The organism is Mesorhizobium sp. B4-1-4 (genome assembly GCF_006439395.2).
Lineage (GTDB): Bacteria > Pseudomonadota > Alphaproteobacteria > Rhizobiales > Rhizobiaceae > Mesorhizobium.
The window spans coordinates 1,898,342-1,922,707 of sequence record NZ_CP083950.1 but is presented as its reverse complement, the minus strand read 5'-3'; the positions used below and the strand labels follow the sequence as shown (position 1 = coordinate 1,922,707).

General features: G+C 62.9%; 24 protein-coding genes and 1 pseudogene. 20 read left to right on the top strand and 5 right to left on the bottom strand.

The window, feature by feature from the left end:
• Positions 1–66: 66 nt before the first annotated feature.
• From FJW03_RS09270 to FJW03_RS09250, 5 genes are all read left to right on the top strand, one after another.
• Positions 67–702 (top strand): SGNH/GDSL hydrolase family protein, encoded by a 636-nt coding sequence (locus FJW03_RS09270; RefSeq protein WP_140760387.1) that lies wholly within the window; start codon positions 67–69, stop codon positions 700–702.
• A gap of 15 nt (positions 703–717) precedes the next feature.
• Positions 718–2,163, top strand: coding sequence for a dihydrolipoyl dehydrogenase (gene lpdA, locus FJW03_RS09265; protein WP_140760342.1), 1,446 nt, complete (start codon positions 718–720; stop codon positions 2,161–2,163).
• A 102-nt stretch (positions 2,164–2,265) separates the two neighbouring features.
• The gene (locus FJW03_RS09260) at positions 2,266–2,523 is read left to right on the top strand and encodes a GlsB/YeaQ/YmgE family stress response membrane protein (RefSeq protein ID WP_140698868.1); all 258 of its coding nucleotides are present in this window, start codon (positions 2,266–2,268) and stop codon (positions 2,521–2,523) included.
• Between the two features lie 134 nt (positions 2,524–2,657).
• The gene (gene lipA / locus FJW03_RS09255; RefSeq protein ID WP_140760340.1) at positions 2,658–3,623 is read left to right on the top strand and encodes a lipoyl synthase; all 966 of its coding nucleotides are present in this window, start codon (positions 2,658–2,660) and stop codon (positions 3,621–3,623) included.
• 115 nt (positions 3,624–3,738) lie between these two features.
• Positions 3,739–4,197, top strand: a complete 459-nt coding sequence (locus FJW03_RS09250; RefSeq protein ID WP_140606860.1) for a type II toxin-antitoxin system RatA family toxin — start codon at positions 3,739–3,741, stop codon at positions 4,195–4,197.
• A 72-nt stretch (positions 4,198–4,269) separates the two neighbouring features.
• Here the strand turns inward: FJW03_RS09250 and FJW03_RS09245 are convergent, their stop codons facing one another.
• The gene (locus FJW03_RS09245; RefSeq protein WP_140760338.1) at positions 4,270–4,758 is read right to left on the bottom strand and encodes a CinA family protein; all 489 of its coding nucleotides are present in this window, start codon (positions 4,756–4,758) and stop codon (positions 4,270–4,272) included.
• Positions 4,755–5,984: a bifunctional 2-C-methyl-D-erythritol 4-phosphate cytidylyltransferase/2-C-methyl-D-erythritol 2,4-cyclodiphosphate synthase gene (locus FJW03_RS09240; RefSeq protein WP_140760336.1), complete on the bottom strand. Its 1,230-nt coding sequence runs from the start codon at positions 5,982–5,984 to the stop codon at positions 4,755–4,757. The genes FJW03_RS09245 and FJW03_RS09240 overlap by 4 nt, the downstream gene beginning before the upstream one ends.
• A gap of 140 nt (positions 5,985–6,124) precedes the next feature.
• Between FJW03_RS09240 and dusB the strand changes: the two genes are divergently transcribed.
• The 8 genes from dusB to hflX all read left to right on the top strand — a co-directional run bounded on the left by dusB (position 6,125) and on the right by hflX (position 16,269).
• On the top strand, positions 6,125–7,153 hold the full coding sequence (gene dusB / locus FJW03_RS09235; protein WP_140760333.1) for a tRNA dihydrouridine synthase DusB: 1,029 nt from the start codon (positions 6,125–6,127) through the stop codon (positions 7,151–7,153).
• A complete protein-coding gene (locus FJW03_RS09230) occupies positions 7,150–8,298 on the top strand; it encodes a two-component system sensor histidine kinase NtrB (protein WP_140760331.1) in 1,149 nt (382 codons plus the stop codon). The genes dusB and FJW03_RS09230 overlap by 4 nt, the downstream gene beginning before the upstream one ends.
• The gene (gene ntrC / locus FJW03_RS09225; protein ID WP_140760329.1) at positions 8,295–9,755 is read left to right on the top strand and encodes a nitrogen regulation protein NR(I); all 1,461 of its coding nucleotides are present in this window, start codon (positions 8,295–8,297) and stop codon (positions 9,753–9,755) included. Before FJW03_RS09230 ends, ntrC begins: the two co-directional genes overlap by 4 nt.
• 84 nt (positions 9,756–9,839) lie before the next feature.
• Positions 9,840–12,170, top strand: coding sequence for an ATP-binding protein (locus FJW03_RS09220; RefSeq protein ID WP_413466476.1), 2,331 nt, complete (start codon positions 9,840–9,842; stop codon positions 12,168–12,170).
• Positions 12,160–13,521, top strand: a complete 1,362-nt coding sequence (locus FJW03_RS09215) for a sigma-54-dependent transcriptional regulator (protein ID WP_140606866.1) — start codon at positions 12,160–12,162, stop codon at positions 13,519–13,521. The genes FJW03_RS09220 and FJW03_RS09215 overlap by 11 nt, the downstream gene beginning before the upstream one ends.
• Positions 13,522–13,622: 101 nt before the next feature.
• A complete protein-coding gene (locus tag FJW03_RS09210) occupies positions 13,623–14,486 on the top strand; it encodes a D-amino-acid transaminase (protein WP_140698879.1) in 864 nt (287 codons plus the stop codon).
• A 145-nt stretch (positions 14,487–14,631) separates the two neighbouring features.
• A complete protein-coding gene (hfq, locus tag FJW03_RS09205; RefSeq protein WP_006202172.1) occupies positions 14,632–14,877 on the top strand; it encodes an RNA chaperone Hfq in 246 nt (81 codons plus the stop codon).
• Positions 14,878–16,269 carry a GTPase HflX gene (hflX, locus tag FJW03_RS09200; RefSeq protein ID WP_140760327.1) on the top strand — a complete coding sequence of 464 codons (1,392 nt, stop codon included), beginning with the start codon at positions 14,878–14,880 and terminating at the stop codon, positions 16,267–16,269. It begins immediately after the preceding gene.
• Positions 16,270–16,328: 59 nt separating this feature from the next.
• Here the strand turns inward: hflX and mazG are convergent, their stop codons facing one another.
• Complete coding sequence (mazG, locus tag FJW03_RS09195; protein WP_140760325.1) at positions 16,329–17,153, bottom strand: nucleoside triphosphate pyrophosphohydrolase; 825 nt, start codon at positions 17,151–17,153, stop codon at positions 16,329–16,331.
• A gap of 80 nt (positions 17,154–17,233) precedes the next feature.
• On the bottom strand, positions 17,234–18,418 hold the full coding sequence (locus FJW03_RS09190) for an aromatic amino acid transaminase (RefSeq protein ID WP_140760323.1): 1,185 nt from the start codon (positions 18,416–18,418) through the stop codon (positions 17,234–17,236).
• A 131-nt stretch (positions 18,419–18,549) separates the two neighbouring features.
• On the opposite strand from FJW03_RS09190, the gene FJW03_RS09185 reads away from it, so the two are divergent.
• The 5 genes from FJW03_RS09185 (at position 18,550) to FJW03_RS09165 (ending at position 22,351) form a co-directional block, all read left to right on the top strand.
• A complete protein-coding gene (locus FJW03_RS09185) occupies positions 18,550–19,143 on the top strand; it encodes a histidine phosphatase family protein (protein ID WP_140760321.1) in 594 nt (197 codons plus the stop codon).
• Positions 19,144–19,262: 119 nt separating this feature from the next.
• Positions 19,263–19,796 carry a sigma-70 family RNA polymerase sigma factor gene (locus FJW03_RS09180; protein WP_413466501.1) on the top strand — a complete coding sequence of 178 codons (534 nt, stop codon included), beginning with the start codon at positions 19,263–19,265 and terminating at the stop codon, positions 19,794–19,796.
• Positions 19,793–20,566 carry an anti-sigma factor family protein gene (locus FJW03_RS09175; protein ID WP_140760316.1) on the top strand — a complete coding sequence of 258 codons (774 nt, stop codon included), beginning with the start codon at positions 19,793–19,795 and terminating at the stop codon, positions 20,564–20,566. Before FJW03_RS09180 ends, FJW03_RS09175 begins: the two co-directional genes overlap by 4 nt.
• Before the next feature lie 22 nt (positions 20,567–20,588).
• Positions 20,589–21,305, top strand: coding sequence for a Bax inhibitor-1/YccA family protein (locus tag FJW03_RS09170; protein ID WP_140760314.1), 717 nt, complete (start codon positions 20,589–20,591; stop codon positions 21,303–21,305).
• A gap of 173 nt (positions 21,306–21,478) precedes the next feature.
• A complete protein-coding gene (locus tag FJW03_RS09165) occupies positions 21,479–22,351 on the top strand; it encodes an aldose 1-epimerase family protein (protein WP_226890624.1) in 873 nt (290 codons plus the stop codon).
• 81 nt (positions 22,352–22,432) lie between these two features.
• Here the strand turns inward: FJW03_RS09165 and FJW03_RS09160 are convergent.
• Positions 22,433–23,338: pseudogene (locus FJW03_RS09160) on the bottom strand (agmatinase); the annotation flags it as partial.
• A 374-nt stretch (positions 23,339–23,712) separates the two neighbouring features.
• Between FJW03_RS09160 and FJW03_RS09155 the strand changes: the two are divergent.
• Both FJW03_RS09155 and FJW03_RS09150 read left to right on the top strand, forming a co-directional pair.
• The gene (locus FJW03_RS09155; RefSeq protein WP_226890623.1) at positions 23,713–24,126 is read left to right on the top strand and encodes a hypothetical protein; all 414 of its coding nucleotides are present in this window, start codon (positions 23,713–23,715) and stop codon (positions 24,124–24,126) included.
• Positions 24,081–24,356 carry a GNAT family N-acetyltransferase gene (locus FJW03_RS09150; RefSeq protein ID WP_226890622.1) on the top strand — a complete coding sequence of 92 codons (276 nt, stop codon included), beginning with the start codon at positions 24,081–24,083 and terminating at the stop codon, positions 24,354–24,356. Before FJW03_RS09155 ends, FJW03_RS09150 begins: the two co-directional genes overlap by 46 nt.
• The last annotated feature ends 10 nt before the right edge of the window (positions 24,357–24,366 follow it).

The following is a 24,366-nucleotide window of genomic DNA, read 5'->3' as shown; positions in this document are numbered from 1 at the left end:
ACCGACGCCGGTTTGCAAGCTGGCCTGTGGAGCGCGGCTTGGCTGGTGGAAGGGCGGATTGAACGGATGAAGACGGTGCTTTGCTACGGTGACTCGCTGACCTGGGCCTACAATGCCGAGGGCGGCCGTCACGCGTTTGAGGATCGCTGGCCAAGCGTGCTGCAGACTGGGCTTGGCGGAGGCGTTCAGGTCATCGCCGACGGCCTGAATGGCCGCACCACGGCCTTCGATGATCATCTGGCTGGTGCCGATCGCAACGGCGCCAGGCTGCTGCCGACGGCTCTGACCACGCATGCGCCTATCGACCTGATCATCATCCTGCTCGGTGCCAACGACATGAAGCCGTGGATCCATGGCAATCCGGTCGCGGCCAAGCAAGGGATGCGGCGGCTGATCGACATCGTGCGCGGCCACGACTACCCGTTCGACTGGGAAGCGCCGCAGATACTGGTCGTCTCGCCTCCTGTTGTCAGCCGCACCGAAAATGCCGACTTCAAGGAAATGTATGCCGGCGGCGATGACGCTTCGAAATATCTGGCATCTCAGTATGAGGCGCTGGCCGACGAGGCCGGTTGCGGTTTCTTCGATGCAGCTACCGTGGCGGAAACCACGCCGCTCGATGGCGTCCATCTCGACGCCGAAAACACCCGGAACATCGGCAAGGCGCTGACGCCAGTCGTGCGCGTGATGCTGGAATTGTGATTGAAGGAGAAAACCGTGGCTGAGAACTACGACGTCATCATCATCGGCTCCGGTCCCGGCGGCTATGTCGCGGCGGTGCGTTCCGCCCAGCTTGGCTTCAAGACGGCGATCGTCGAGCGCGAGCATCTCGGCGGCATATGTCTCAACTGGGGCTGCATTCCGACCAAGGCGCTGCTGCGCTCGGCCGAGATCATGCACTATTCGGATCATTTGAAGGATTATGGGTTGAAGCTGGACGGCAAGGTGAGCGCCGACACGGCGGCCGTGGTCGATCGGTCCCGCAAGGTATCACTGCGGCTAAATGGCGGCGTTGCCTTCCTGATGAAGAAGAACAAGGTCGACGTCATCTGGGGTGAGGCCAAGCTTTCAAAACCGGGCGAGATCGTCGTGTCCAAGACGGCCAAGAAGCCGATGGAACCGCAGCCGCCGGTGCCGAAGGGCGTCAAGGGTGAGGGCACCTACAGCGCCAAGCATATCATCCTGGCGACCGGCGCCAGACCGCGCGCGCTGCCCGGCATCGAGCCGGACGGCAAGCTGATCTGGACCTATTTCGAGGCCATGGTGCCGAAGGAGATGCCGAAGTCGCTGCTGGTGATGGGTTCGGGCGCCATCGGCATCGAATTCGCCTCCTTCTATCGCACCATGGGTGCCGAGGTGACGGTGGTCGAACTGCTGCCGGCGGTAGTGCCGGTGGAGGACGCCGAAGTCTCGAAATTCGCGCAAAAGCAGTTCGAGAAACAAGGCATGAAGATCATCCTCGAAGCCAAGGTGACCAAGGTCGAGAAGGGTGCCAACTCGGTCACCGCGCATGTCGAGATGAAGGATGGCAAGGTCGAGAAGATCACCGCCGACCGCATGATCTCGGCCGTCGGCGTGCAAGGCAACATCGAGAATCTCGGTCTTGAAGCGCTTGGCGTGAAGACGGATCGCGGTTGCGTCGTTGTCGACGGTTACGGCAAGACGAACGTACCCGGCATCTACGCCATCGGCGATGTCGCCGGCCCGCCGATGCTGGCCCACAAGGCCGAGCATGAAGGCGTGGTGTGCGTCGAGAAGATCGCCAACTTTCCCGGCGTGCATGCCATCGACAAGCTCAAGATTCCCGGCTGCACCTACTGCAATCCGCAAGTCGCCTCCGTTGGTCTCACGGAAGCCAGGGCCAAGGCCGAAGGCAAGGATATCCGCGTCGGTCGTTTCCAGTTCGCCGCCAACGGCAAGGCGATCGCGCTCGGCGAGGATCAGGGCTTCATCAAGACCATCTTCGACACAAAGACTGGTCAGTTGCTCGGCGCGCACATGGTCGGTGCCGAAGTGACCGAACTGATCCAGGGTTTTGTCGTGGCGATGAACCTCGAAACGACCGAGGAAGAACTTATGCACACCATCTTCCCGCATCCGACGCTGTCGGAGATGATGAAGGAAAGCGTGCTCGACGCCTATGGCCGCGCGCTGAACGCATGATAAATTGCTTGCACGAGACTCAGATGCGCAGGCCGCAGGAGCTCGCTGGCAAAGTAGTTCGTTTCCGGATGCATTTTCACCCATCACACAAGGAGAGGGCATATGCACTTGAATGGCGTCGGCTGGATAGCAGCGATCATCATCGGAGGCTTGGCGGGCTGGCTCGCCGAAATGGTCATGAAGAGCAACACCGGCATCTTCATGAACATTGTTCTCGGCATCGTGGGCGCAATCGTGCTGAACGCGATCCTGCAGGCCCTGAACATCGGCGTCTTCGGGGTCGGCTGGACCGCCTATCTGATCACCGGCTTCATCGGCGCGTGCCTGCTGATCTGGGTGGGGCGCCTGGTGCGCCGCTAGTCGATACCATTCCGCTATGCGAAAACGGTTGTGGCGGCATGTGTCGCCGCAGCCTTTTTCTTTGTGTTGAAAAGTCCTAGATGACGTGGAAGTGACGATCGCCGGCGGCGGTCGCGAAAAAAACCAGGGTTAAGATGGTCACCGTCTTCGATACGATCGCCAACGCGCCGCGGCTGCGGCATCCCGAGAAGGCGCACAAGCCCGACCAGGAGGTGTTGCGCAAGCCCGACTGGATCCGCGTCAAGGCGCCGGTCTCCAAAGGCTATGCCGAGACGCGGGAGATCGTGAAATCCCACAAGCTGGTGACCGTCTGCGAAGAGGCCGGTTGCCCGAATATTGGCGAGTGCTGGGAAAAGAAGCACGCCACCTTCATGATCATGGGCGAGATCTGCACGCGCGCCTGCGCCTTCTGCAACGTCGCCACCGGCATTCCGACAGCCCTCGATCCCGATGAGCCGGCCCGTGTCGCGCATGCAGTCAAGCAGATGGGTCTTAGCCACGTCGTCATCACCTCGGTCGACCGCGACGACCTCGCCGATGGCGGCGCGCAGCACTTCGCCGATGTTATTCGGGCCATCCGCGCCGTAACGCCGTCGACCACGATTGAAATCCTGACGCCCGATTTCCTGCGCAAGGACGGCGCGCTGGAGATCGTCGTGGCGGCCAGGCCCGACGTTTTCAATCACAATCTGGAAACCGTGCCGTCGAACTATCTGAAGGTCAGGCCGGGCGCCCGCTATTTCCACTCGATCAGGCTGTTGCAGCGGGTCAAGGAACTCGATCCGTCGATCTTCACCAAATCCGGCATCATGGTCGGCCTGGGCGAGGAGCGGAACGAAATCCTGCAGCTAATGGACGATCTGCGTTCGGCCAATGTCGACTTCATGACCATCGGCCAGTATCTGCAGCCGTCGAAGAAGCACCATCCGGTGATCCGCTTCGTCACGCCGGAGGAGTTCAAGTCCTTTGAGACGATCGGCCGGACCAAAGGGTTTCTGCTGATGGCGTCGAGCCCGCTGACGCGTTCATCGCACCACGCCGGCGACGATTTCGCCAGGCTGCGCGCGGCGCGCGAAGCCCAGCTCGAGAAATCGCTCTGAACGCATGTCGCCCAAAAGTGACCTCGATTTTGGAAGAACGACATGCATGAAAACAACGAATCTAAAGCGCGTCGCATGAAGCCGTTTCGACGCGAAGTGCTCTAGAGCCGGTTTCATGCCGAAATTCGAAGCCACCCGCCGCGTCGCCCATACGCCGCAGCAGATGTTCGCGCTGGTCGCCGACATCGAGGCCTATCCGCAATTCCTGCCGCTGTGCGAAGCGCTGACGGTGCGCTCGCGCAAGGAGCGCGACGGGCGCACCATCCTCGTCGCCGACATGAGCATCGGCTACAAGGCGATCCGCGAGACTTTCACCACGCAGGTGCTGCTGAAACCCGACGAAAACGCCATCGACGTGAAGTACATTGACGGCCCGTTCAAATATCTGAGCAATGTCTGGCGTTTCGAGCCCGATGGCGACGGCTGCGCCGTCCGTTTCTTCATCGATTACGAGTTCAAGAGCCGCATTCTGGGCGCGCTGATGGGCACCATGTTCGACCGTGCCTTCCGCATGTTCGCCGAGGCGTTCGAAAAGCGCGCCAACGTCATCTATGGTGTCGCGCCCTCAGCCTGATCCAGGTCGCCCAAAACTACGCAGCGGTTTTTGGAACAACGACATGCACATCACCAATCGCGCCGTGGCGCTTTAATGCCGGCCAAGAGCTTTCAGCCCAAGTTCCAGTGCGTGCCTGACCGTTTCGCGGCGAATGAAATCGCGGCCCTTGTCGGCAAAGAGCATCCGTTCTGCAGTGACCATCTTGCCGTCCAGGCCGACGCCGAACCACACCAGGCCGACGGGCTTTTCCACTGAACCGCCGCCAGGCCCGGCGATGCCGGTGACTGCCAGGGTTAGCCCGGCGCACGATCGTGCAAGCGCACCGGCTGCCATCTCGACCGCTGTCTCGCACGATACCGCACCATGCGCGTCGAGTGTGGCGGCGCCAACACCAAGCATGTCCATCTTGGCTTCATTGGAATAGGTGATGAAGCCCCGGTCGACCACCGCGGAGGAGCCGGCGATGTCGGTCAGCGCGGCGATGATCATGCCGCCGGTGCAGCTTTCCGCCGTCGCCACCATGATGCCGCGCTCCCGGCAGGCCTCCAACAGAGCGATTGCCAGCTCGCTATTGCTCATTCCGGCACCTCGCCGGGAAACACCACGCTGGCCGTGGCGATCGCCGCAATGCCCTCTTCGCGGCCGATGAAGCCGAGCTTCTCGTTGGTTGTTGCCTTGATCGAGATGCGGTCGGCGGAAATGCCCAGCATCCGTGAAAGGGCTGATGTCATCGCCTCGCGGTGCGGGCCGACGCGCGGCGCCTCGCAGATCAGCGTGATGTCGGCATTGGCGATGCGCCCGCCGCGCTCACGCACCAGTCTCGCCGCGTGTTCGACGAATATCCGGGACGCGGCACCTTTCCATTGCGGGTCGGACGGCGGGAAATGCGTGCCGATGTCGCCGGCGCCGCATGTCGCCAGCAGCGCATCGGTCAGGGCGTGCAGCCCGACATCGGCGTCAGAATGGCCCGACAGCTTTTTCTCATGCGGAATGGCGACGCCGCACAGGGTGACGTGGTCTCCGGCTTCGAAGGCATGGACGTCGTAGCCGTTACCGGTGCGGATGTCGGGAAAGTGTATCGGCACGTTGGAAAGCCTCTGATGCGCCATGGCGATGTCCCGTGCCCACGTGAGTTTGACATTGTCTGGCGAGCCGGGAACGAGCTTGACTGGAATATGCGCCCATTCGGCGATGGCCGCGTCGTCGGTAAAGTCCAGTCTGCCCAGCAGATGCGCCTTGTTGTGCGCGGCAAGAATTGGCGCGTAGGGGAAACCTTGCGGCGTTTGCGCAGCGTGCAGCCCGCTGCGGGAAACAGTCTCCGCGACCACGCCGGAGGTTGATTCTCGCTTCAGCGTCTCGGCGACGGGCAGGGCGGGCAGCGCCCCTTCGTGTTCGGTGATGGCGGCGATGGTGCGGTCGATCAATTCCGCGTCGACGAACGGCCGGACGGCGTCGTGAATCAGAACCTGGCTTGGCGCGTGCTCCATCAGCGCAAGCAACCCGAGCCGGACGGACTCCTGCCGTGTCGGGCCGCCCATGACGGCTGTCACCCGCCCGGCGGCGGCGCCGGCCGCTTGCCGGAACAGCTCATGATCGTCGGCATGGATGGCGACGACGATCCGGCCCGTTCGGGGATGAGCCAGGAACATGTCCAGCGTGTGCGCAATGACGGCGCGCCCGCCGATGCTTTGGTATTGCTTGGGTCCATTGGCCTGCCCGGCACGCGCCCCGCGGCCGGCGGCGACGATTACCACCCCGACTTCGCCATCCGCCTCCGAAACGTGATTTTCACTTGCGTCCGTCATGCCGATTGGTCCTAGTCGCGGCCAAGGCCGAAGGCCAGCATTTTCCCAATTGCGCCTTAATGTGGCGTCATTCCGCGTTGCACATTGCGGCGGTTCTGGCTAGAGAATGTGCAGCGAATGGACATGCTTGGTTTTTGTGCATGGTTAATGTGACCAAACTGGCCGCACCTCTCGATGTCGGCGGCGTGAGTATCCGCAATCGCGTTTTCCTCGCGCCGATGTCGGGAATTACGGATGAGCCTTTCAGGCGCCGTGCCCATGCGCATGGCGCGGGTCTTGTCGTGTCCGAAATGGTGGCCAGCGGCGAACTCGCCAAGGGCCGGGCGGGTTTCGACCTGCGCATACGACATTCAGGCTTGCCGGTCCACATGGTGCAGCTTGCCGGCCGTGAGGCGATCCACATGGCCGAAGGCGCGCGTATAGCTGCCGGCGAGGGCGCCGACATCATCGATATCAACATGGGCTGCCCGGCCAAGAAGGTTACCGGCGGCTATGCCGGCTCGGCGCTGATGCTCGATCTCGACCATGCGCTGTCGCTGATCGACGCCGTCGTGGGCGCGGTCAAGGTGCCGGTGACGGTTAAGATGCGGCTGGGCTGGGACGAAGATGCCCTCAACGCACCCACGCTTGCGCGACGCGCCGAACAGGCCGGTGTCAAGATGGTAACAGTGCACGGTCGCACGCGCTGCCAGTTCTATCAGGGCAAGGCCGACTGGCGCGCGATCGCTCGCGTCAAAGAGGCCGTATCCATTCCGGTGGTCGCCAACGGCGATGTCTGCTCCCCGGCCGAGGCCGCCGCTATTCTCGATCAGTCCGATGCCGATGCGGTGATGGTCGGCCGCGCGCATTATGGCGCGCCCTGGATTGCCGGTGGCATTGCTGCTGCGGCAGCCGGTGAAACGGCGGCCAACGTGCCGCAGAATCCCGCCGTATTGGCCGATTACGTCGTCGCGCACTACGAGGACATGCTGGCGCTTTATGGTGTCGAGAGCGGCTTGCGCCAGGCGCGCAAGCATCTGGGCTGGTATCTCGATCGCCATGTTGGTGGCGTCGCCGACGACAGCCGAAAGGCGATCCTGACCGCGTTCGAACCGGCCCGCGTCATCGCCCTGCTGCGCGATGTGTTTTCGCGCCATCCGCAACCCTTGAAGCTGCGGAGCGCCGCATGAACGCCACCGCTGGCCAGGGCGCTGATAGGGCGAATGCCGCCCAGATCGTCCTCAACACCATCCGTCGCCCGGTGATCATGATCAGCGAGGAAGGATTCATCACCTTCGCCAACGCCGATGCCGAGGATTTCTTTCGCGCGAGCGCGACCATGCTGGCGCGCAACACCCTGTCCAAGCTCATTCCTTTCGGCAGCCCGTTGTTGACGCTGGTCGACCAGGTGCGCGAGCGACGGGCTCCAGTCAACGAGTACCGGGTCGACGTGTCGTCACCCCGCCTCGGCATCGAGAAGGTGGTCGACCTCTATGCCGCGCCGGTGCCGGAATTCCCGGGCTCCGTCGTGGTAATGTTCCAGGAACGGTCGATGGCCGATAAGATCGACCGGCAGATGACGCATCGCGGTGCCGCGCGCTCGGTGACCGGCCTGGCGGCGATGCTGGCGCACGAAATCAAGAACCCGCTCTCGGGCATCCGCGGCGCCGCCCAATTGCTCGAACTGTCCGCTTCCGACGAGGACCGCGCGCTGACCCGGCTGATCACCGACGAGACCGACCGCATCGTGTCGCTGGTCGATCGCATGGAGGTCTTTTCCGACGAGCGGCCGATCGACCGTTACCCTGTCAACATCCATATCGTGCTCGACCATGTGAAGGCGATTGCCAAGAATGGTTTTGCAAAGAAAATCAAGATTCTGGAGGACTATGATCCGTCATTGCCTCCGGTATTCGCCAACCGTGACCAACTCATCCAGGTGTTCCTCAACCTGATCAAGAATGCCGCCGAGGCGATCGGCAGTGACCCACAGGGCGAGATCGTACTGTCGACCGCCTTCAGGCCAGGTATTCGCGTTTCCGTTCCAGGCACACAGGACCGCGTGTCGCTGCCGCTGGAGTTCTGCGTGCGCGACAACGGCTCCGGCGTCTCGGAGGATATCCTGCCGATCCTGTTCGATCCCTTCATCACCACCAAGCCGAACGGCTCGGGGCTGGGGCTGGCGCTCGTCGCCAAGATCGTCGGCGAGCATGGCGGCATCATCGAATGCGATTCGACCCCGCGCCCGCGCGCGACGACCTTCCGCGTCCTGATGCCGGCCTGGAAGGAAACCGCGCATGGCGGCGATCAAGACGCTGAAGGAGACCGCAAATGAGCGCACGCGGCAATATTCTCGTCGCCGACGACGACGCGGCGATCCGCACGGTGCTCAATCAGGCGCTCTCCCGCGTCGGTCACGAGGTGCGCGTCACCTCCAATGCCTCGACATTGTGGCGTTGGGTGGCGGCTGGCGAGGGCGATCTCGTCATCACCGACGTGGTGATGCCGGACGAGAACGCCTTCGACATGCTGCCGCGCATCAAGAAGGCGCGGCCGGAGCTGCCCGTTATCGTCATGAGCGCGCAAAACACTTTCATGACGGCGATTCGCGCCTCCGAAACCGGCGCGTACGAATATCTGCCAAAACCCTTCGATCTGACCGAGCTCCTCAACATCGTCAACCGGGCGCTGTCGGAGCCGCGACGGCCGAAGATCGATGCGCGGCCGGAAGAGAAGCCCGAAACGATGCCGCTGGTCGGCCGCTCGGCGGCCATGCAGGACATCTACCGCATGCTGGCGCGCATGATGCAGACCGACCTGACGGTGATGATCTCGGGCGAATCCGGCACCGGTAAGGAACTGGTGGCGCGCGCGCTGCATGAGTATGGCCGTCGCCGTGGCGGCCCTTTCGTTGCCATCAACATGGCGGCAATTCCGCGCGATCTCATCGAATCGGAGCTGTTCGGGCACGAGAAGGGCGCTTTCACCGGTGCTCAGAACCGGTCCACCGGCCGCTTCGAGCAGGCCGAGGGCGGCACGCTGTTCCTCGACGAGATCGGCGACATGCCGATGGAGGCGCAGACGCGCCTGCTGCGCGTGCTGCAACAGGGCGAGTACACGACGGTCGGCGGCCGCACACCGATCAAGACCGACGTGCGCATCGTCGCAGCCACCAATAAGGATCTGCGCACGCTCATCAATCAGGGGTTGTTCCGCGAGGATCTGTTCTATCGCCTCAATGTCGTGCCGCTCAGGCTGCCGGCGTTGCGCGAGCGTTCCGAGGACGTGCCCGATCTCGTGCGTCACTTCTTCAAGCTTGGCGAGATGGAGGGGCTGCAGACCAAGCGCATCTCGTCCGGCGGCATCGAACTGATGAAGCGTTATCCGTGGCCGGGCAATGTGCGCGAACTGGAAAATCTCGTTCGCCGGCTGGCCGCGCTCTATTCGCAGGATGAGATCTCCGCCGAAATCATCGAGGCGGAGCTGAAGACCGGCGAGCGTCCCGTGGTACCCGGCGGCGGCAACCTCATTCCCGACGACCTGTCGATCGGCCAGGCGGTGGAGCACTTCCTGCAGCGCTATTTCGCCTCGTTTGCCGGCGAACTGCCACCCGCTGGCCTCTATCAGCGCATCCTGTCCGAGGTCGAATATCCGCTGGTGCTGGCCTCGATGACGGCAACCCGCGGCAACCAGATCAAGGCCGCGGAACTGCTGGGGCTGAACCGTAATACGCTGCGCAAGAAGATTCGCGAACTGGGCGTCAACGTCTACAAATCATCGCGGCCGGGCTGAGCGCTGATCCGACATCGCCTCTTTTCGGGGGACTAAACGGCGAAAGATTTCCGTCGTTGTCACACTTGTTGCATAATCGCCACAATGCGTTGCATAGATCGGACGCAATCACTGGCTCCAGACGGCGATATGGCTCCGCAGGCACCGACCCTCAACAAACAGCTTTTCAGTGAACCCGGCGCGCGCGACGGGCGCCGCCTGCTGGCGCTGCCCGGCGTGGTTGCGGTCGGCGGAGCGTTGGTCATGGCGGCCATTTCATTCGCCATCCTGGTCGGTGCAACGCCGATTGCGCCAGACGCCAAGACGACATGGGCGCTGATCGGGCTCAATGCCGCTTTCGTCCTCGTTCTCATCGCGCTGGTCGGACGCGAGGTGCATCGCATCGTCATGGCGCGCCGTCATGGCAAGGCGGCCTCGCGGCTGCATGTGCGCATCGTCGCCATGTTCGCGCTGGTTGCAGCCATTCCCGCCATCATGGTGGCGATCATCGCCTCGATAACGCTCGATATCGGCCTCGACCGCTGGTTCGAGATTCGCACCAAGACGATCGTCAATTCTTCGCTATCGATCGCCGACGCCTACGTGCAGGAAAATGCCCGCAACCTGCAGGGCACGACATTATCGATGGCTTATGACCTCGATGCGTCCCGCACGCTATATGGTCTTGATCGGACTGGTTTTCTCGATCTGATGAACAAGGAATCCGTGGGACGTGGACTGGCCCATGCCGCGCTGATCAAGCCCGACGGTTCTTTCGTCATGAGCGCCAAGACCGATGCCGATTTCGCCATGCCGGAACCGCCCGAAGGTGCGGTCAGCAGCGCCAGCGACGGCAAGCCGGTTCTAATCGAACCGCGCACCCGCAACATCATGGGCGCCATCGTCAAGCTGCGCGAGATCGAGGGGCTCTATCTCTACACCATCCGCCTTGTTGATCCCGAGGTGATCAAGGCGCGGCAGATCGTCAGGTCCAACACGGACGAGTATCGCAATCTCGAAGACAACAGGCGCACCTCGCAGGTGGCCTTCGCGCTGCCCTACCTGTCGCTGACACTGATCATCATCCTGTCGGCAATCTGGACCGGCATTGCCGTCGCCGACCGTCTTGTGCGCCCCATCCGCCAGCTCATCGGTGCCGCCGACGAGGTCGCGACCGGCAATCTCGACGTCGCGGTACCCGTCAGGCCTTCGGATGGCGATGTCGCCTCGCTCGGCGACACGTTCAACAAGATGCTGCTGGAGTTGAAATCGCAGCGCAACGAAATCCTGTCGGCAAAGGACCTGATCGACGAGCGGCGGCGCTTTTCGGAGGCCGTGCTCGCGGGCGTCACCGCGGGCGTTATCGGCGTCGATCCCTACGGCATTATCACCATCGTCAACCGTTCGGCCGAATCGATGCTGGCCATCTCCGCCAGCGCCGCGCTCGGCCAGAACCTTTCCGCCATTCTGCCGCATGTCGGCCGCGTCTTCGAGATCGGCCGCAAATCCGGCAAGCCGGTCTACCGCGAGCAGGTGACCTTCTATCGCGCCGGCGCCGAGCGGACCTTCAATGTCCAGATCACCATCGAGGCTGGCGACGACGGCTCCGAGGAAAAATCCTATGTCGTGACGGTCGACGACATTACCGACCTGGTCCAGGCCCAGCGCTCTTCCGCCTGGGCAGACGTGGCGCGGCGCATTGCCCACGAGATCAAGAATCCGCTGACGCCGATCCAGCTATCGGCCGAACGCATCAAGCGCCGCTATGGCAAGGTCATCACCGAGGATCGCGAGGTTTTCGACCAGTGTACCGACACGATCATCCGGCAGGTCGAGGACATCGGCCGCATGGTCGATGAATTCTCGGCTTTCGCACGCATGCCCAAACCCGAGATGAAGGCCATAGACCTGCGCGAAGCGCTGCGCGAGGCTTCGTTCCTGGTCGAAGTCAGCCGCGCGGACATTATCTTCGAACGGATATTCGGCAACGAGCCGCTGAAGGGCACTTTCGACAGCCGGCTGATGGCGCAGGCCTTCGGCAATGTGATCAAGAACGCCGCCGAGGCAATCGACGGGCTGGAACAAAAGGACGGTTCGCACGGCATAATCCGGATTCAAGCCGGCCGTCAGAATGGCGCAATTCGAATCGACGTCATCGACAATGGCAAGGGCCTACCGCGCGAGAATCGCCAACGGCTGCTCGAGCCTTATATGACCACACGCGAGAAGGGGACCGGGCTTGGTCTCGCTATCGTCAAGAAGATCGTGGAAGACCATGGCGGCAGGCTGGAACTCCATGATGCGCCCGCGGATTTCCATGGCGGGCGCGGCGCGATGATCAGCATCATCCTGCCGCCTGCGGCCGGCGCACCACCGCGCGGCGAAAGCAGGGCGGAACACGAAAGAGAAACTGAAAAGGTCGGTAATGGCGTCTGATATTCTCATCGTCGACGACGAGGAAGACATCCGCGAGCTCGTCGCAGGCATCCTGAGCGACGAAGGTCACGAAACCCGTACGGCATTCGATGCCGACAGCGCGCTGGCGGCCATCGCCGATCGGGCGCCGAGGCTGATTTTCCTCGACATCTGGCTGCAGGGCTCGCGTCTGGACGGACTGGCCTTGCTCGACGAGATCAAGACCATGCACCCGAACCTGCCGGTGGTGATGATCTCCGGCCACGGCAACATCGAAACAGCAGTCTCCGCCATCCGGCGCGGCGCCTATGACTTCATCGAAAAGCCGTTCAAGGCCGACAGGCTGATCCTTATCGCCGAGCGTGCGCTCGAGACTTCGAAGTTGCGGCGCGAGGTTTCCGATCTCAAGCAGCGCAGCGGCGAGACTTTCGACCTGATCGGCATGTCGTCGGCGATGAGCCAGCTGCGCCAGACCATCGAGCGCGTCGCGCCGACCAACAGCCGTGTGATGATCGTTGGCCCTTCCGGTTCGGGCAAAGAACTGGCGGCACGCGCCATCCATACACTGTCGGCGCGCAAGGGCGCACCGTTCGTGACGCTGAGCGCCGCCAACATCACGCCCGAACGCATGGAGATCGAGCTGTTCGGTACCGAATCGAACGGCACCGAGCGCAAGGTCGGTGCACTCGAGGAGGCCCATCGCGGCATTCTCTATATCGACGAAGTGGCCGATATGCCGCGCGAGACGCAGAACAAGATCCTGCGCGTTCTGGTCGAACAGCAGTTCGAGCGGGTAGGGGGCACCAAACGGGTCAAGGTCGACGTCCGCATCATCTCCTCGACCTCGCAGAACCTGGAAGCCATGATTGCCGACGGCCGTTTCCGGGAGGATCTTTACCACCGTCTGGCCGTGGTGCCGGTCATGGTGCCGGGCCTGGCCGAACGGCGCGAGGATATTCCCTATCTCGTCGATAATTTTATGAAGCAGATCGCCCGCCAGGCCGGCATAAAACCGCGCCGCATCGGCGATGACGCGCTGGCCGTGCTGCAGGCGCATAACTGGCCGGGCAACGTCCGCCAGTTGCGCAACAATGTCGAGCGCCTGATGATCCTGGCGCGTGGCGACGATGTCGATGCGCCGATCACCGCTGACCTTCTGCCTTCCGAGATCGGCGATGTCATGCCACGCACCCCCAATCAATCCGACCAGCACATCATGGCGCTGCCGCTGCGCGAGGCGCGCGAACAGTTCGAGAAGGACTATCTGATCGCGCAGATCAACCGGTTTGGCGGCAACATCTCCAAAACCGCCGAATTCATCGGCATGGAACGCTCAGCACTGCATCGCAAGCTGAAGTCGCTGGGCGTCTGACACGCGCCTCGTCCAATCAGCCGCGCCTGGGCCAAGCATTTGCCGGTTACGGCAAAGGCGGAATCACATAAGAAAGCCCGAGAGTTTTCCGGGGGTTGCCAATGCCACGCATTGCCTATGTCAACGGGCGCTACGTCGCTCATGCGGACGCCGCCGTGCACATCGAGGACCGCGGCTACCAGTTCGCCGATGGCGTCTACGAGGTCTGCGAGGTGGCCCGTGGCTTCATCGTCGACATGCCGCGCCACCTTGCCCGGCTCAACCGCTCGCTGACCGAACTGTCGATCGCCTGGCCGGTCGCACGCAACGTGCTGCCGCTCATCCTGCGCGAGGTGGTCAACCGCAACCATGTCGTGAACGGCCTGGTCTATGTCCAGGTGACGCGCGGCGTCGCCAGCCGCGACTTCGTCTTCCCTTCGGCGGACACCAAGCCGTCCCTGGTGGTGACCGCGAGGAAGGCCGATCCCGCCGCAGGCACCAAACGCGCCGAAACTGGCATTGCCGTCATTACCGTGCCCGAGAATCGCTGGGATCGCGTTGACATCAAGAGCGTCGGCCTGCTGCCCAACGTCCTGGCCAAACAGAAGGCGAAGGAAGCCGGCGCGCAGGAAGCTTGGTTCGTCGACACCGATGGCAACGTCAAGGAAGGTGGCTCGTCGAACGCCTGGATCATCACCAGGGATGGCGTCCTGGTCACGAGGCCGGCCGAGCACGGCATCCTGCGCGGCATCACCCGCACCACCATGTTCGAGGTGGCGGCCAAGCTCGGCTTGAAGATCGAGGAGCGTGGCTTTTCCGTCGCCGAAGCCAAGGCTGCAAAGGAAGCCTTCATCAGTTCCGCGACGACAATTGCGATGCCTATCGTGGCTATCGACGGCGATCCGGTCGCCAATGGGCACCCCGGATCAATAACACTTTCGTTGCGGCAGGCCTTTTTTGACATTGCGGAAAAAAGTCCAGCCTGATAACCGCACAGGTGGAATGAACATCAATATATCTCGTTCTGCTTGTCGTTACTGACGGCAAGACGATGTTTGCGCGCTTGACATGGGCCCGACAATTTGGCGCATTGGCTTGCAAACCGAAGGGGATCGGCGAAAGACAAGAACAATGGCGGAACGATCGCAAAACCTTCAGGACCTGTTCCTGAATTCAGTTCGCAAGAGCAAGAACCCGCTCACCATCTTTCTCATCAACGGCGTGAAGCTGACCGGCGTGGTCACTTCGTTCGACAATTTCTGTGTCCTTTTGCGCCGCGACGGTCACTCTCAGCTCGTCTACAAGCACGCCATTTCCACGATCATGCCGAGCCAGCCGGTTCAGATGTTCGATGGCGAGGAAAGCCAGGGCGCCTGATTGGCACGTGAGAAAGACGCGGACGGCACGGTCCGCGGAAAACCAGCGCACGATCCCGGGACGGAAGCCAAGGGTCCAACCCGGGCCGTTGTCATCGTCCCGGTCCTGACCCGCCAGCCACGCAGTGACGACGAGACCAATCGTCCGCGGCTGACGCGTTCGGCCGACGCGCGCCACGACGAGGCGGTCGGCCTCGCCAGCGCCATCAATCTCGATCCGGTCCACACGGCTGTCGTGACCGTCAACGACCCGCGCCCGGCGACCTTGCTCGGCAGCGGCAAGGTCGAAGAGTTCGCCGAAATCGTCAAGGAGAACCACGCGGAGCTGGTCATCGTCGACCATCCGCTGACCCCGGTGCAGCAGCGCAATCTGGAAAAGGAATTCAACGCCAAGGTGCTGGACCGCACCGGCCTAATCCTGGAAATCTTCGGCGAGCGCGCCCGCACCAAGGAAGGCACGCTGCAGGTCGAGTTGGCGCATCTGAACTACCAGAAGGGCCGGCTCGTGCGCAGCTGGACCCACCTTGAACGCCAGCGCGGTGGCGCCGGGTTTCTCGGCGGCCCCGGCGAAACGCAGATCGAGTCCGACCGGCGGCAGCTGCAGGAAAAGATCATCAAGCTGAAGCACGAGCTGGAAACAGTGCGGCGCACACGCGACCTGCACCGGGCCAAGCGCAAGAAGGTGCCGTTCCCGGTGGTGGCGATCGTCGGCTACACCAATGCCGGCAAGTCGACGCTGTTCAACAAGCTGACCGGGGCGGGGGTGTTGGCGCAGGACATGCTGTTCGCCACGCTCGATCCGACGCTTCGCCGCGTGCGTCTGCCACATGGCACGCCGATCATCCTGTCGGACACCGTCGGTTTCATCTCGGACCTGCCGACGCATCTGATCGCCGCTTTTCGCGCCACTCTGGAAGAGGTGGTCGAGGCCGATCTCGTCATCCATCTGCGCGACATTTCCGATCCCGACACGGCAGCGCAAGCCGAGGACGTCGAACGCATCCTGGCCGACCTTGGCGTCGATGCCAGGGACACGAAGCGTGTGATCGAAGTCTGGAACAAGATCGACCGGCTCGACGAAGGCAACAGGAGCCGGCTGCTTGCGGATGCAGCCGACGGCATCAAGGGTCCGCCGATCGCCATATCGGCGGTCACCCGCGAAGGCATCGAAGCGCTGAAGGCGATCATCGAGACACGGATGGCCGGCGAGATCGAGGACCTGACGGTGACGATCGAGCCAGCCCAATTCGGTCTTGTCGATTGGCTTTACCGCAATGGCGATGTCGTTTCGCGAACCGACAATGACGACGGCAGCGCCACCATCTCGCTCAAGGCCACGCGGAGCGCCCGCGAAGAGATAGAGAGCCGATTGCGCCGCAAAAACAACGGGTAAATCGGAGCAATTCCAGGAAAAGTGTAGCCTTTCCCGTCTGGAATTGCTGTCCTATAGGCCTACTTTACGCCCTTGGCTTCCTGCCAGAGCGCTTCCATCTCCGCCAGATCAGCGTTTTCCAGCGTGTTGCCGGACTTTTCCAGGGCCTGCTCGACATAGTGGAAGCGCGACCGGAATTTTTCGTTGGTGCCGCTCAACGCGGCTTCCGAATCGAGCTTGAGGTGCCGGCCGAGGTTGACGACGGCAAACAGCATGTCGCCGAACTCATCCTTGATCGACGCCGTATCGCCCTTGGCCAGCGCTTCGCGCAGTTCGCCGATCTCTTCCTCGATCTTGTCGAGGATCGGGGCCGCCTCGCTCCAGTCGAAGCCGACACGGGCAGCTTTCTCCTGAAGTTTCAACGCCCGCGTCAGGGCGGGCAGGGCGACTGGAACGCTGTCCAGAAACCCCTTGCCGTTCTCTTCGGGGTCGAGGCCGCGCGCGAGGCGAGCCTGCCGCTTCTCAGCCTTTTCCTGTGCCTTGATCTTTTCCCACATGCCTTTGGCCATGCCGGCGCTGCGGGCCTTCTCGTCGCCGAAGACATGCGGGTGGCGGCGGATCATCTTGGTGGTAATGGCCCGGACCACGTCGCCGAAGGCGAATTCGCCGGCTTCCTCGGCCATTTGCGCGTGATAGACGACCTGCAGCAGGAGGTCGCCGAGCTCGTCGCGCAGATCGTCGAGGTCGCCGCGCGCGATGGCATCCGCCACCTCATAGGCCTCCTCGATCGTATAGGGCGCGATGCTCGAGAAATCCTGCTCGATATCCCACGGGCAGCCCGTCTTCGGCGCGCGCAGTGCCGCCATGATCTCGATCAGGCGCGAAATGTCTTTCGATGGCGTCATGGTAGCGGATGCTATCCTGCGGCCGCCGCGCGGCCAATCCCGTCAGCCGGCGAGGGCGCCTTGTCCACAGGTGAGCCGCTTCAGTCGAGTACGGAGACGATGGCCTTGGCGAGGTCATCCATGCCGTCCTCGGGCAGTCCGGCGACATTGATGCGGCTGTCGCCGACCATGTAGACGCCATGTTCGGTGCGCAGCCGCTCGACCTGCGCTTCCGTGAGGCCAAGCCGCGAGAACATGCCGCGATGGCTGGCGACGAAGTCGAAGCGGTCGGAGTTGGATTGCCGGCGCAGTGCCTCCGCAAACTGGACACGAAGGCGGAGCATTCGCAGGCGCATCTCTTCCAGCTCTGCTTCCCAGTCGGCACGCAAGGCGGCGTCTTCCAGCACGATGCGCACCGCCGCCGCCCCATGGTCCGGCGGCATCGAATACATGGCGCGTGCCGCCGACAGCATCTGGCTCATCGCCACATCGGCCTGCGCGCCGTCCCTGGCCAGGACCATTGCCGCGCCGACACGATCGCGGTAGACGGCAAAATTCTTCGAGCAACTGGACGCGACAACCATTTCGGGAACTTTCGCAGCCAGCAGCCGCAAGCCGAGGGCGTCGGCCTCGAGACCGTCGCCGAAGCCCTGGTAGGCGATGTCGACAAACGGCAGCAGGCTGTGCTCGACGACCAGTTCGGCAACGGCAGCCCACTGGGCGGCATCCAGGTTGGCGCCGGTCGGGTTATGGCAGCAGCCATGCAGCAGCACCACGTCGCCGCTCTTGGCCGTCCGCAGCGCCGCCAGCATGTCGTCGAAACGAACCGCGCCCGAGGCCGCATCGAAATAGGGGTATTCGCGGATCTGCAGCCCGGCGGCGCGCATCACCGGCATATGGTTCGGCCAGGTCGGGTTCGACAGCCAGACGGTTGCGTCCGCGCGCGTCCGCTTGAGCAGTTCCGCCACAAGCCGCAGCGCCCCGGAGCCGCCGGGCGCCTGTGCCGCACGAATGCGCGACATGTCCGCGCCCGGGCCGAAGGCGAGCTTGGCCATCACCATGTTGAACCCGGTGTCGCCGGCAAGTCCGAGATAGGTCTTGGTATCCTGGTCCTGCAGCAGCCGCTTTTCGGCTTCGCGCACGGCACGCATCACCGGCGTCTTGCCGTCGCGATCCTTGTAGACGCCGACCCCGAGGTCGACTTTGTTGGGACGCGGATCCGCGCGATAGAGGCCGATCAGGGCAAGAATCTTGTCGGCGGGAGCTGGCTGAAGATCTTCGAACATCGCTATGGTTCCGTTGGCGCGGCGGAGTGATACGCAAATCGAGCGCGCTTCACCAGCGGTTTTGGTTACGTCAAGGCAAAAACCGGCACCTGACCGTGCCGCTTTCAACGGCTCGAGGGAAGGCACGCTCTATGCTCGTACGGCTGACGATGATCTGCAACGGTGCCACGGCCGCGACCCGGCAGGGTGCGTTCCCGGAGGATGAGCCGCTGGAGCCGCGATCGCTGACGCTGGCGAAGGCTATGCGCGGAACATTGCGCCGTGCCGACCGCGTGTGGACAGCCCCGGCGCTTCGTGCCCGGCAGACCGCCGAGGCGCTGGCGTTGGACGCATCGGTTGAACCGCTTCTGGCCGATCGGTACCATGGCCGATGGGCCGGCAGGCGTTTCGAGGACGTGCAGGCGGAGCAGCCCGCCGACATCACCGCCTGGCTCACGGACCCCAATGCGGCGCCGCACGGTGGCGAGTCGCTTGCCGATGTCGCAGGCAGGGCTTCGGACTTGATGGGTCGACTGATCGCCGAGCATGGGCACACAATCGCAGTGACGCACGCCAGCATCATCCGCGCCGCGATCCTGCATGTGCTTGGTGCGCCGCTTACCGCCGGCGGGAAGATCGACATCGAGCCGCTCAGCATCACCGATTTTCGGAGCGACGGCCGCAGGTGGGTGTTGCGTGCCTGCGGGGTAACTGCCCCAAAACCGGCAAGACCGCTTCGGGCCTGACAGCGCTCTACGAAGCCCGGGCGAGGCGAGGGCAACGGCGAACGATGTACTCCGGCAAATCCGGATAATAATAATAGCGCTGCCGGGATTAAAATCCCCACATGCTCCGTAAACAGGGCATGAAACGGTCGATGCCACGCTTCGATATTGTTGGACAGCTCGGGCCGCTGCGGCGTTACGCACAGTCACTGACGCGTAACAATGCGGAAGCCGAGGACCTCGTGCATGACGCGCTAGTGCGCGCCTATGAGCGGCGCGGCACCTTTCGCTCCGGCGGAAACCTGCGGGCGTGGCTGCTCTCGATCGTCCACAACGCGTTTGTTGACCGCATGCGCTCGCGCCGCTCGGAAGCGCTGCGTGTCGAACAGGCCAGATATCTTGCTGCCGCCAGCACACCGGCGCCGCAGGAGCACTCGGTGCGCCTGGCGCAGGTGCGGGACGCGTTTTTCAACCTGCCGGAAGAACAGCGTTCGGCGCTGCATCTGGTCGCCATCGAAGGGCTTTCCTATCAGCAGGCGGCCAATGCCACCGGTGTGCCGCTGGGCACGCTGATGTCGCGCATCGGCCGGGCGCGCGCCGCCTTGCGCCAGATGGAAGACGCCGCCCCGGCGCGCGGAAAAAATCATCTCAGGATTGTGGGAGGCGACTCATGACCGCTCTTGTCGACCCCGTGACCGACACCGACCTCGATGCCTATGTCGACGACCAGCTTGATGTCACCCGCCGCATCGAGGTCGAGGCCTTCCTGTCGATCCGTCCGGAGGCGGCCGCGCGCGTAATGTCGGATCTCAGGACCCGCGATGAACTGCGTGTTGCGCTCGCCGGCTCGAAAGGCATGGCGCGGCCGGCGACCGCTGATGCGGCCCGCCGGTTGGAGAGGGGGCTTGCCCGCGGCCGAATCTTCGGCGTCTTGCAGCGCGCTGCCGCCGTTGCCGCCTTCGTTGCCGCCGGCTGGCTGGCGAACGGCATAATCGGGCCGATGTCGGTGACCAAGGTCGTCGCTTCGCCGCAGCCGCCTGCCTATGTCGACGATGCGGTGCGGGCACACAGGACGACGCTGGTGCGCGAAACCATGCCCTCGCAGCAGGAAGCACACAACTACAATGCCGGCGAGATCCGTGCGGCGACCGCGATCGTCATGCCGTCGCTGCCCAAGGACTGGAAGGTGCGCGACGTGCAGGTCTATCCATCACGTTTCGGCCCGAGCGTCGAGATGGCGGCTGATACCACGGACATGGGCCTGGTGTCGCTGTTTGCGATCCGGCCGGGAACCTTCGACGTGGTCAAGCCGACCGTTGCGCCGTCGGGCGACATTTCCGCGGCCTACTTCCAGATCGGCGAGGTCGCCTATGCGGTGGTCGCGCGCAGCGGAGTTCATGATCTCGACCGCGCCGCCGAGACGCTCGCCAAAACGCTTTACTGACCGATTCACAAAGGAGCACCCAATGAATACCCCCAATCTGGGATACCCCGTGGGAACGGGCACCCAAACCGGTGCCATGTACGACGAGGGCCTGCGGCAGCACATGCTGCGCGTCTACAACTATATGGGTCTCGGCCTCGTGGTCACCGGCCTGGTCGCCTTCATGGTGTCGTCGACGCCGGCGCTCTATGTGCCGATCTTCTCCAGCCCGCTGAAGTGGGTGGTGATGCTGGCGCCGCTCGCATTCGTCATGCTGTTTTCGTTCAAGATGCAGACCATGTCGGCTGCCAGCGCCCAGATGATGTTCTGGGCGTTCTGCGCGGTGATGGGCCTGTCGCTCGCCTCGGTGTTCCTGGTCTTCACCGGAACCAGCATCGCGCGCACCTTCTTCATTGCCGCCACCATGTTCGGTGCCACCAGCCTTTATGGCTACACGACCAGGCGCGATCTGACGCAGTTCTCGTCGTTCCTGATCATGGGCCTGATCGGCGTGGTGATCGCCAGCATCGTCAACATCTTCCTCGGCTCGACCGCGCTGCAGTTCGCCATCTCGGTGATCGGCATCGCTGTCTTCATCGGCCTGACCGCCTGGGACACGCAGACGATCAAGGAACAGTATGCCGAGAATTTCGATGCCGAATCTCGACAGAAGCTGGCCGTCTTCGGCGCCTTCTCGCTCTATCTGAACTTCATCAACATCTTCCAGCTGCTGCTGAATTTCACCGGCGAGCGCGAGTAACGACTGTCCGCTGTGGGCAAGGGCGAGGATTGTCGTCCTTGATGCGGAGAGGTGGCCGGAGGAGAAATCCTCCGGCCACAATTCGTTCCGGCAAGACCTGGCTACATCTTGAGTCCCCGAGAGCTTTTGCTAGTCTGCGCGCCGCACCAGCCTTCAACATCGCGCGAGGACATGTGGCAGACAGCCAAACGCTTCATGGCGACGGCATCTCGGCTGTTATAACCGGGCAGGGTGCCGAACTGGTTTCGCTACGGGATGCGCAGGGGTTTGAGTTCCTGTGGCAGGCCGGACCAGCCTGGCGCCGCCATTCTCCAGTGCTGTTCCCGATCGTCGGCCGGCTGAAGAGCGACCAACTGCGCCATCGCGGCAGGACCTATCCGATGACGCAGCACGGCTTCGCGCGCGACAAGCCTTTCGACTGGGCGGAGAGGGGACCTCGATCCTGTACGTTGGTTCTCACCGACGATGCCGACACGCGTGCGCACTACCCCTTCGCCTTTCGGTTGGCCGTGACCTACACGCTGGAGCCCCAGCAGCTTCGTGTGAACTTCGAGATCACCAATACTGGTGACGAGCCGTTACCGGCCTCGATCGGCGCACACCCGGCATTCAATTGGCCGTTGTTGCCGGAATTGCCCAAGGAGGCCTACCGGCTGACCTTTGCCGAGGCCGAACCGGCGCCGATCCGCCGGCTCAAGGATGGCCTACTGCTTCCGAAGTCGTGGCCAACACCGATCAAAGGCAGGACACTGACGCTCTCCGAACGGCTGTTCGACGACGACGCCGTCATCCTGGATCAGCCTGCCGGCACCAGCGTGCGCTATGGGGCCGAGCGTGGTCCGGCGATCGAAATGACATGGTTGGGATTTGAGGAACTGGGCATCTGGTCAAAGCCGGGCGGTGCCCCGTTCCTGTGCATCGAACCCTGGCACGGTATCGCGAGCCCGGGGGACTTCGACGGCGAGTTCCGCGACAAGCTTGGCGTCATGCTGATCGAGCCTACCGCCAAACACGTTCTGACATATCAGATCCGCATCGTCGAGTGAGCAGGGCGCCCGATAAGGTTGGTGATGAATCGTTCCTTTTTGGACAGCCTTTTTAGATCGGTGTACGAGCGAGGTTTTAAACTGCCGGACGATGGTGCCGATCACATTGACGAGAAGGCGCGCGGCGGTCAGCGCCGACAGGCCGTCAATGTCGGCGGGCGGATAGAACTCGACGAGATCGAATCCGGCGATCCTGGCCCGCTTGCCGAGACCCGCGATCAGATCGATGACCTGCGTGTAGGTGAGGCCGCCGGGCGTGCGCGCCGCCACGCCCGGCATGATGCCTGGGTCGATGCTGTCGCAATCGAGGGTGACGACGACCCGCGCTCCTTCCGGAATATGCCGAAGGGCGGCTTCGACGCCCTGGGCGTGAATCTGGCGTGCGGTCACGAAACGGCTGCCATAGCGCTGTGCCGCTTCGACGTCGGCGATACGTGCGCTGCCGACGCTGCGCAGGCCGACCTGTACGATGCCGGCGACATGCGTCATCTCGCTCGCACGATGCATCGGGCTGGAATAGCCGTAGCGTTCGCCATGGACCTCGTCGCGCCAGTCGATATGGGCGTCGATCTGCAGGACCCAGATCGGTCCATGGTCGGCAAAGCTGGCGAGGAAGGGAATGGTCACGGAACAGTCGCCGCCGAGCAGGATGGGCACGCCTGGCAAGGACAGGATCTCGCGCGTCTTTGCCTCGATACGGGCCCGGTTGCCGGCATTGTCGTGCAGGATGGTCAAGATGTCGCCGGCGTCGATGCAGCAGATCGCCTTGCTGTCGAACAGCGGCCCGCCGAGATCGAAATCCCAGTGCTCGATGAGTGCGGCATCGTCCTGGCTCGCGGCCCGGATCGCGTCGGCGGCCAAGGCATGGCCGCTGCTGTCCTTGCCTGGATAGGTGCTGCCGTGGCCGGCTCCGAAGATAACCGCCCGGGGCGTCTGGCCACCAGCGTGGTGATCGGGAAAGCCCAGGAACGAGGTCGATACGGTCATGATGAACTTTGGAGCCGAACGTGTGCAGGATGGTTGTGATCGGACGAAATCCCAAGCCAAGCCGTTCAGGGCGCAAGGTGCCGGCCCGCGCAAGATCGCCAGCGGCGGCTCTTCCACAACCACGTCCGAAAGTCGCATAAGATAGATTATGGAACTTAAACATTTCCCGACGGCTGGGAATTGCCGCTGATTTTCATGGGTTTGGCATCGATCGATGCGTGTTGCCTTGAGCTGATGGCCAACGCTACGCTGCGTGAATGACGACAGCAAGGCGTGAGATCGAAGTGGCGATTGAAGTGTTCGTGCATGGCTACAGCACGGGCAGAAGCCGAACCTTTCCCTACGAAGCCAGCCGCGTCGGACCATTGTGGCTGATGCGCGATGCCGAGCGCAAGAATCCTCGCGACTATCGCAGCGAGGAATGGGTCGTCCATGACGTCGCCGCCGAGGAAGCTGATGCGATCGTGCGGCAGCATGCGCGGCCGGGTTTTGCTGTTTCCGTCGTGATCGCGAACGACGAATCGGATGGACCAGCCCGAACCGCCTACAAAGCGCTCGGCTATCGGCTGCTGCGGACGGAAGGCTTTTTCGTTCAGCCCCTGCGCTGGATACCGAGCCCGCCAGCTCTCGTCTTGATCGAACGTGTGCGCACAGCCGAACGGGCCGCGCAGTTGCGAAAGATCATGCGCAGGCGGCCGATCGCGACCGATCTGCTCGGCGACGGCGCGCCGTTCCCCAGTATGTGGCGGTCGAAGGCGACGATATCGTTGGGCGCGTCCGCAGCGTGAACGCTGTCGGCGCAACCTGGTGCGCGGACATGTATGTCGAGCCTTCACAACGGCGTCGCGGCATCGGCAAGGCGCTGATGGCTAAAATGCTGCACGATGACCAGGTCCGTGGGTCGCGATGCTCGGTGTTGATGGCGACCCACGCCGGAGCGCTGCTTTATCCCAGCATGGGCTATGAGCGGATTGGAATGCTGCTGATATTTGGCCCAAGGAGCCGAACGTCCTCATGAGGGACCGTTC